Source organism: Streptomyces sp. SolWspMP-5a-2 (assembly GCF_900091845.1).
In the GTDB taxonomy this organism is placed as follows: domain Bacteria; phylum Actinomycetota; class Actinomycetes; order Streptomycetales; family Streptomycetaceae; genus Streptomyces; species Streptomyces doudnae.
In genome coordinates, this window is the sequence record NZ_FMCI01000300.1 from 50,227 (window position 1) to 58,481 (window position 8,255).

Annotated in this window: 6 protein-coding genes and 1 pseudogene; 6 read left to right on the top strand and 1 reads right to left on the bottom strand. The window is 72.4% G+C overall.

Annotation, left to right across the window (positions count from 1 at the left end; translation table 11 throughout):
- The first annotated feature begins 95 nt into the window (after window positions 1–95).
- Window positions 96–1,364, top strand: coding sequence for a L,D-transpeptidase (locus GA0115242_RS29735; protein ID WP_093833918.1), 1,269 nt, complete (start codon window positions 96–98; stop codon window positions 1,362–1,364).
- A 299-nt stretch (window positions 1,365–1,663) separates the two neighbouring features.
- Window positions 1,664–3,064, top strand: coding sequence for a glycoside hydrolase family 16 protein (locus tag GA0115242_RS29740; protein WP_093833920.1), 1,401 nt, complete (start codon window positions 1,664–1,666; stop codon window positions 3,062–3,064).
- 119 nt (window positions 3,065–3,183) lie between these two features.
- On the opposite strand, the gene GA0115242_RS29745 is transcribed toward GA0115242_RS29740, so the two are convergent.
- Window positions 3,184–4,083, bottom strand: a complete 900-nt coding sequence (locus GA0115242_RS29745; protein ID WP_093833922.1) for a helix-turn-helix domain-containing protein — start codon at window positions 4,081–4,083, stop codon at window positions 3,184–3,186.
- A gap of 801 nt (window positions 4,084–4,884) precedes the next feature.
- On the opposite strand from GA0115242_RS29745, the gene GA0115242_RS40390 reads away from it, so the two are divergent.
- The 4 genes and pseudogenes from GA0115242_RS40390 to GA0115242_RS29765 form a co-directional block, all read left to right on the top strand.
- Window positions 4,885–5,073: a hypothetical protein gene (locus tag GA0115242_RS40390; protein ID WP_141721804.1), complete on the top strand. Its 189-nt coding sequence runs from the start codon at window positions 4,885–4,887 to the stop codon at window positions 5,071–5,073.
- Entirely contained in the window at window positions 5,070–6,629 is a 1,560-nt protein-coding gene (gene zwf / locus GA0115242_RS29755) for a glucose-6-phosphate dehydrogenase (RefSeq protein ID WP_093833926.1), read from the top strand. The genes GA0115242_RS40390 and zwf overlap by 4 nt, the downstream gene beginning before the upstream one ends.
- Window positions 6,626–7,561, top strand: coding sequence for a glucose-6-phosphate dehydrogenase assembly protein OpcA (gene opcA, locus GA0115242_RS29760; RefSeq protein WP_093833928.1), 936 nt, complete (start codon window positions 6,626–6,628; stop codon window positions 7,559–7,561). Before zwf ends, opcA begins: the two co-directional genes overlap by 4 nt.
- Window positions 7,554–8,255: pseudogene (locus GA0115242_RS29765) on the top strand (glucose-6-phosphate isomerase); the annotation flags it as partial. The gene opcA and the pseudogene GA0115242_RS29765, both read left to right, overlap by 8 nt.

Here is an 8,255-nt window from a genome sequence, read left to right on the forward strand (position 1 = left end):
GAATCTCAGACAGCGGGGGCCGATTCACAGGTGCGCCCCATGTACGGGGCGCAGGATGCGGGACGTACAGGTGGAACACCCCAGAAAGGTCAGCCGTGGGCGTCTCGCACATATCGAACCGGACCGAGGAGCGGGCGCCGGGGTGGTCCCGGCGCGGGGTGCTCACCGCCCTCGGGGTCTCCTCGGCCGCCGCGCTCACCGGGTGCGCCGGCGCGGCCGGTGCCGCCGAGGGCACGACCGGGGCGACCGGGTCCGCGTCCGCGACGGCCTCCGCCTCCGCCTCCGCGCGGGCCACGGCGCGGCGGGAGCCGACCGTCACGGTCACCCCCGCCGACGGCACCAGGAAGGCGTCGTTCACCAGCCCCGTCTCGGTGACGGTCGCCGACGGCACCCTGACCTCGGTGACGGTGACCGGCAACGACGGCTCGACCCTGGCCGGGTCCCTCGACGGCACCGGGACCACCTGGACGTCGGCGCGACACCCGTACTCGGGGACCAGGTACACGGTGACCGCCCGGGTCGACGGGGCCGCCACCCGGACGTCGACCTTCACCACCGCGGCGCCGGGAGCGACCTTCGCCGGGTACTTCACGCCCGAGGCGGACTCGACCTCCGGTGTCGGGATGCCGGTGTCGCTGAACTTCACGCACGCCGTGACGGACCGCGCCGCCGTCCAGAAGGCGATCACGGTGACCGCCGAGCCCGCCGTCGAGGTGGTCGGCCACTGGTTCGACGACACCCGGCTGGACTTCAGGCCCGAGACGTACTGGGCGGCGGGCACGACGATCACGCTCACCCTGCGGCTGAAGGACGTCGAGGGCGCGGACGGCGTCTACGGCGTCCAGTCCAAGACCGTCACCTTCCACATCGGGCGCGAGCAGATCTCCACCGTCGACCTCTCCCGCAAGGAGATGACCGTCCGGCGCGACGGTGTGCGGACCGCCTCCTACCCGGTCACCGGCGGCGACGCCGACCACACCACCTGGGGCGGGATCATGGTGATCAGCGAGCGGTTCGAGCAGACCCGCATGCAGTCCTCGACGGTCGGGCTCGGCGACGAGTACGACATCGCGGACGTCCCGCACGCCCAGCGCCTCACCACGTCCGGGACCTTCATCCACGGCAACTACTGGGCGGCCGACTCGGTCTTCGGCGGCCGCAACTCCAGCCACGGCTGCGTGGGCCTGCACGACGCGAAGGGCGGCGCCGACAGCTCGGTCCCCGGCTACCGCTTCTACGAGAGCTCGATGCTCGGGGACGTGGTGATCGTGAAGAACTCGGGCGACAGGACCGTGGACCCGGCCAACGGGCTCAACGGCTGGAACCTCTCCTGGAAGCGGTGGAAGGCGGGCAGCGCGCTCTGACGGAGCCGACCGTCGAACGGGGGCGCCCGGCGTCGAACCCGGCGGGCGCCCCCGTCCGGCGCCGCGCGCCTTCCTCCTCCTTCGCCCCCTTCATCGGGTGAACTCCCCCTCGACAAAAGGGGTTTCTTCGCTTTACCTCTTGACGACGGCAGTACCGGGGAGCACATTGGCCGCACTGTGAGAGCGCTCTCAAAGCATCGGGTCCTTGGGCAGGTCCGGGGTCCACCCCTCCTCCCGGGGTTCCGGGCGCGCTCTCGGAGGCACCCGCGCTCCCCACTCCGCTCCCAGGAGGCACCCCCATGCGTGACACCTCCGTCACCCCTCACAGACGGCGCCCGCTACGGCGGGTGCTCGTCGCCGCGTTCGCCACCCTCGGGCTCGCGGCCGCCGCCACCACGGTCTCCGCCCCGTCCGCCGACGCCTCCGCGCCCACGCCCCCGTCGGGCTGGTCGCAGGTGTTCCTCGACGACTTCAACGGCACCGCGGGCTCCGGCGTCTCGACCGGCAACTGGCAGTACGACCTCGGCACTTCGTACCCCGGCGGCGCCGCCAACTGGGGCACGGGCGAGGTCGAGACGATGACGAACTCCACCAACAACGTCTCGCTCGACGGCAACGGCAATCTGCGGATCACGCCGCTGCGCGACTCGGCCGGGCGCTGGACCTCGGGCCGGATCGAGACCAACCGCACGGACTTCCAGCCCCCGGCGGGCGGCAAGCTGCGCGTCGAGGCCCGCATCCAGATGCCCAACGTGACCGGGGTCGCGGCCGAGGGGTACTGGCCGGCCTTCTGGATGCTGGGGGCGCCGTACCGCGGCAACTACCAGAACTGGCCCGGCGTGGGCGAGCTGGACATCATGGAGAACGTCCAGGGCCTCAACAAGGTCTGGGCGACGGTGCACTGCGGCACCAACCCGGGCGGCCCGTGCAACGAGACGACCGGCATCGGCAACTCCACGGCGTGCCCCGGCAGCACGTGCCAGTCCGGCTTCCACACGTACAGCATGGAGTGGGACCGCTCGGTCAGCCCGGAGGCGATCCGCTTCTACGTCGACGGCGTCAACTACCACACGGTGAAGGCCAATCAGGTGGACGCGACCACCTGGGCGAACGCCACCAACCACGGCTACTTCATCATCCTGAACGTGGCGATGGGCGGCGGTTTCCCCGACGCGTTCGGCGGCGGCCTCGACGGCGACACCCAGCCCGGCCACCCGATGCTCGTCGACTACGTCCAGGTGCTCCAGTCGGGCAGCGGCGGCGGCACCACTCCCCCGCCGACCGGCAACCGGGACGCCTACAGCGCGATCCAGGCGGAGTCCTACGACAGCCAGTCCGGCACCATCACGGAGACCACCACGGACACCGGTGGCGGCCAGAACATCGGCGCGCTGGCCAACGGCGACTGGGCGCAGTACAAGGGCGTCAACTTCGGTTCCACGGCGGCCACCCAGTTCTACGCGCGGGTCGCGAGCGGGGCGGGCGCGAACGTGAGCGGCCTGGTCGAGGTCCGGCTCGACAGCCGCACGGCGACCCCGATCGGCAGCTTCGCGCTGGCCAACACCGGTGGCTGGCAGTCCTGGAGAACCGTCCCGGCCAACATCAGCTCGGTGACGGGCACCCATGACGTGTACCTCACCTTCACCAGCGGCCAGTCGGCGGACTTCGTGAACGTCAACTGGTTCAACTTCGGTCACTGACCGACGCGTCGCCCCCTCGGGGCGATGGAGCGGACCCCCTGTCCCGCTCCAGGACGCGCGAGCCCGCTGCCTTCCGGCGATGTGCCGGGGCGGCGGGCTTCCGCGTGGGTGGGGAGCCGTCAGTGCGTGTCCGCGCGGAACGCGGCCGGGGTGCGGTCGGTGTGCTGGTGGAAGAACCTGGAGAAGTTCGCCGGGTCGGGGAAGCCGACCGACGCCCCGACGCGGCCGATGGGCAGGTCGGTGTGGGCGAGGAGGCGTTTGGCCTCCAGGACGACCCGTCGGTCGATGAATCCCTTGGGGGTCTCGCCGGTGGCGGCGCCGACCGCGCGGGCCAGGGTGCGGCGGGAGCAGCCGAGGGTGTCGGCGTAGCCGGTGACGCTGTGGCGGGTGGCGAAGTCCCGCTCCACGGCGTCCCGGAAGAGGGTGAAGACGGTGTCGTCCTGGCGCCGCGCCGTCGCCGAGCCGGCCGCGAGATGGGCGAGGCGGAGCAGGAACGCGGTCAGGGTGTGCCGCAGGACGGCGGTGTGCAGGCTCGGCGGCAGGGTCGTGCCGTCCTCGTACTCGCGGCGCAGTTGGGCGAGTTGGGCGCGCAGGGCGGCGAGCTGGGCGGGGTCGGGGTCGAGCAGGGGCGGCAGGTCGTGGCGGTGGAGGCCGGTCGCCTCGACGGTGGCGCGGGGCAGGAATCCGGGCTGCATGATGAGCACGGTCCCGTGGTACTCGCTGGTGCGGGAGAAGCGGTGCACCTGGCCTGGCCTGATCCAGAGCAGGTCGCCCGCGGTGACCTCGTGCTCGGCGAAGTCGATCATGTGGCGGACCGGGCCGCCGTCGAAGAGCATCACGACGTGGAAGTCGATGCGGTGGACGCGGTGCAGCGGGGCGTCCGCGTGCCAGGTGCGGTCCGGGCCCATGGGTCCGACCTGCATGCCGACCCCGCAGACGCTCAGCTCGGCCGGGAAGGGGAAGGTTCTGATGGCGTCCGCTCCGCCGCCGTCCGCGCCCAGGGTGGTTCTGTCCGCCATGTCCTTCTCGCGCCGCCTCGTCCCCCGGTCCGGTGTGGGTGGGTGTCCCACTTTCACCACAGGCTGGCACACGGCGACCTTCACCCGGAAAAGTCAGACTTTTAAGCTTGAAGGTCGAACGCCGTCCTTCCGCTCCGATCGAGGATCTCTTGAAGTCGCGCACCCGGAGTTCCGGCCCCGTCCGAGGGACCGGTACCGACCGTCACGCCGTCGGCGGCACCCGTATTCCCAGGGCCGGTGCGGCGGGGCGCGGCCGTGGCGGCGACCCGGGCACCGGACCGGATCGGGAGCCGGTCGCGGGTGCGTCCTTTCAAGGAGTGACGTGTCGGGGGTCCGTCCGTCCCGGACCGGGCGTCCTCGCCCGTGCCGCGTCCGGGGGCGTGGCCGACCCGTACGGCCGAACCGCCCGCCGCGGGGTGCGCGGGGCCGCCGTGACCGCCGGGTCGGACCGCCTCCCCCGGCACCGGCGCGCCCGCGTCCGTTGCGGCGCCTTCCCGCCGGACGCCGTGACCGGCCCCCCGGCGGGGTCCCCCGGCGGGCGGTCCACCGTCCGCTGCGGGCGCGTTCCGCCGTCCGCGCCGGTGGCCCCGGTCGCCGTCGGGGCGGGAACGGCCCCGGCGTGGTACCGGTTCCTAGAGGACGCCGGACCCGTCGTCCCCGTCGACCGCCCGTGCGCCCGCACCGACGCCAGGACCCTGTTCACCGACCTCCGCCGCACCGCCGAGAACGCCGCCGTGGCGGCCCGGGAATCCCACGCCCCGTCGCGTGGTTGACCCGACCGCCGGAAAGAAGATGATCACTGTGACCGAAGCAACCGCGACCGCGGGAGCACGCGGACGCCCCACCGACGAGGGCGTCCCGATCCGGCCGGGCGCGCAGCCGCCCCGGCCGACCACCCCCGCCACCCCGGCCGTGCCGGGCGCGGACCGGCGGGAGCGGCAGGACACCGGCAGCACATCACCGAGGAACGAGGGGGTCGACGGAGCATGAGCACCGTATCCGGGGTTTCCGGGGGCGCGGCCGACGCGTGGGAGAACCCGCTGCGCGATCCGCGCGACCGGCGCCTGCCGCACGTCGCGGGCCCCTCCGGGCTCGTCATCTTCGGCGTCACCGGCGACCTGTCCCGCAAGAAGCTGATGCCCGCCGTGTACGACCTCGCCAACCGCGGGCTGCTGCCGCCGGGGTTCTCCCTGGTCGGCTTCGCCCGCCGGGACTGGGAGGACCAGGACTTCGCGCAGGTCGTCCACGACGCCGTGCGCGAGCACTCCCGCACCCCGTTCCGCGAGGAGGTGTGGCAGCAGCTCGCGGAGGGGATGCGGTTCATCCCCGGCGACTTCGACGACGACACCGCGTTCAAGTCGCTGCGGCAGACCGTCGACGAGCTGGACGCGGCCCGCGGCACCAGCGGCAACTACGCCTTCTACCTCTCCGTGCCGCCGAAGTTCTTCCCGAAGGTGATCCAGCAGCTCAAGCGGCACGGGCTCGCGGACACCCCCGAGGGCTCCTGGCGACGCGCGGTCATCGAGAAGCCGTTCGGGCACGACCTGGAGAGCGCCCGCGAGCTGAACGCGCTGGTGCACGACGTGTTCGCGCCCGACCAGGTGTTCCGCATCGACCACTACCTCGGCAAGGAGACCGTCCAGAACATCCTGGCGCTCCGCTTCGCCAACCAGATGTACGAGCCCGTCTGGAACCGGTCGTACGTGGACCACGTGCAGATCACCATGGCCGAGGACATCGGCATCGGCGGCCGGGCCGGGTACTACGACGGCATCGGCGCCGCCCGCGACGTCATCCAGAACCACCTGCTCCAGCTCATGGCGCTCACCGCGATGGAGGAGCCCCTCGCGTTCGACGCGGAGTCGCTGCTCACCGAGAAGCTGAAGGTGCTCAGGTCGGTGCGGCTGCCGGAGGACCTCGGCGAGAACACCGTCCTCGCCCAGTACGCGACCGGCTGGCAGGGCGGCGAGCGGGTGGTCGGCTATCTGGACGAGACCGGGATCGACCGCGCGTCCAGGACGGACACCTACGCGGCGGTGCGCCTCGAAGTGGCCAACCGGCGCTGGGCGGGCGTCCCCTTCTACCTGCGCACCGGCAAGCGGCTCGGGCGCCGGGTCACCGAGATCGCGGTGGTCTTCAAACGGGCCCCGCACTCCCCCTTCGACGCCACCGCCACCGAGGAGCTGGGCGAGAACGCGATCGTCTTCCGCGTCCAGCCCGACGAGGGCATGACCGTGCGGTTCGGCTCGAAGGTGCCCGGCACGTCGACGGAGATCCGGGACGTGTCGATGGACTTCGCCTACGGCGAGTCCTTCACCGAGTCCAGCCCCGAGGCGTACGAGCGGCTCATCCTCGATGTGCTGCTCGGGGACGCCAACCTGTTCCCGCGGGTGGAGGAAGTGGAAGAGTCCTGGAAGATCCTCGACCCGATCGAGGAGTACTGGGCGCGCAACGGCGCACCCGCGCAGTACCCCTCGGGAACCTGGGGACCGAAGGAAGCCGACGAGATGCTCGCACGAGACGGACGGAGCTGGCGCAGGCCATGAAGATCGACCTGACCGACACCACGGCAAGCAAGATCAACAAGGCGTTGGTGGAGGGCCGCCGGGCCATCGGCACCCCCGCCGTGGGCATGGTCCTGACGATGGTCATCGTCACGGACGAGGAGAACGCCTACGACGCGATCAAGGCGTCCGAGGAGGCGTCGCACGAGCACCCCTCCCGCACCCTCGTCGTCATCAAGCGGCACGCCCGCAGCCCGCGCGACCGCACCACGTCCCGGCTCGACGCCGAGGTGCGGGTGGGCGCCGACGCGGGCACCGGCGAGACGGTCGTGCTGCGCACCTACGGCGAGGTCTCCGACCACGCCGACTCGGTCGTCCTGCCGCTGCTGCTGCCGGACGCGCCGGTCGTGGTGTGGTGGCCCGCCGAGTCGCCCGAGGTGCCCGCGCGCGACCCGCTCGGCGCGCTCGCCCAGCGCCGGATCACCGATCTGTACACCGTCGAGCGCCCGCTGGAGGCCCTCGACGCCCGCGCCGACGCCTACACCCCGGGCGACACGGACCTGGCCTGGACCCGGCTGACGCCGTGGCGCTCGATGCTGGCCGCCGCCCTCGACCAGGCCCGGGTCCCGGTCACCTCGGCGGCCGTGGAGAGCGAGGCCGACAACCCGGCCGCCGAACTGCTCGCCCGGTGGCTGGAGGCCCGCCTGAAGGTGAAGGTCGACCGGGTCGTCACCGACGGTCCCGTGGTCACGGCGGTGCGCCTGGGCACCGCGGGCGGCGAGATCGTCATCGACCGCCCCGAGGGGCCGCTGGCCACCCTCACCCTGCCCAAGCAGCCGCCCCGCACCCTGGCGCTCAAGGTGCGCACCACCTCCGAACTCATCGCGGAGGAACTGCGGCGCCTGGACGCCGACGAGATGTACGCCGTCGCCCTGCGGGGCGAGGCCGCCGAGGAGACGCCCGCCCATGTCTGACAGCACGCCCGCCCCCGGTTCCCCGACCGGGTTCCCGACGCTCACCCGGCGCCCCGAGTGGACCGCCCTCGAGGACCACAGGGCCGAGGGGCAGCCCGGCCTGCGCGACCTGTTCGCGGCCGACCCGGAGCGCGCGGAGCGGTACGTGGTGCGCGTGGGCGACCTGCGCATCGACTACTCCAAGCACCTGGTCACCGACACCACCCTGGCGCTGCTCCAGGAACTCGCCACCGCCACCGGCGTGTTCGGCCTGCGGGACGCCATGTTCCGCGGGGAGCGGATCAACACCACCGAGGACCGCGCCGTCCTGCACACCGCGCTGCGCGCCCCGCGTGACGCCGTGATCGAGGACGGCGACGAGAACGTGGTCCCGGCCGTGCACGCGGTCCTGGACCGGATGGCCGCCTTCGCCGACCAGGTGCGCTCGGGCGCGTGGACCGGGCACACCGGCCGCCGCGTCAGGAACGTCGTCAACATCGGCATCGGCGGCTCCGACCTCGGCCCCGCCATGGCCTACGACGCCCTGCGGGCCTACACGGCACGGGAGTTGACGTTCCGGTTCGTGTCGAACGTGGACGGCGCCGACCTGCACGAGGCCGTCCGGGACCTGGATCCCGCGGAGACCCTGTTCATCGTCGCGTCCAAGACGTTCACCACGATCGAGACCATCACCAACGCGACGTCGGCGCGCGCA

Coding starts and splice junctions, on each gene's coding strand:
- opcA (WP_093833928.1), top strand. CDS start 6,626: ATGAAGATCGACCTGACCGACACCACGGCAAGCAAGATCAACAAGGCG.
- GA0115242_RS29745 (WP_093833922.1), bottom strand. CDS start 4,083: ATGGCGGACAGAACCACCCTGGGCGCGGACGGCGGCGGAGCGGACGCC.
- GA0115242_RS29740 (WP_093833920.1), top strand. CDS start 1,664: ATGCGTGACACCTCCGTCACCCCTCACAGACGGCGCCCGCTACGGCGG.
- zwf (WP_093833926.1), top strand. CDS start 5,070: ATGAGCACCGTATCCGGGGTTTCCGGGGGCGCGGCCGACGCGTGGGAG.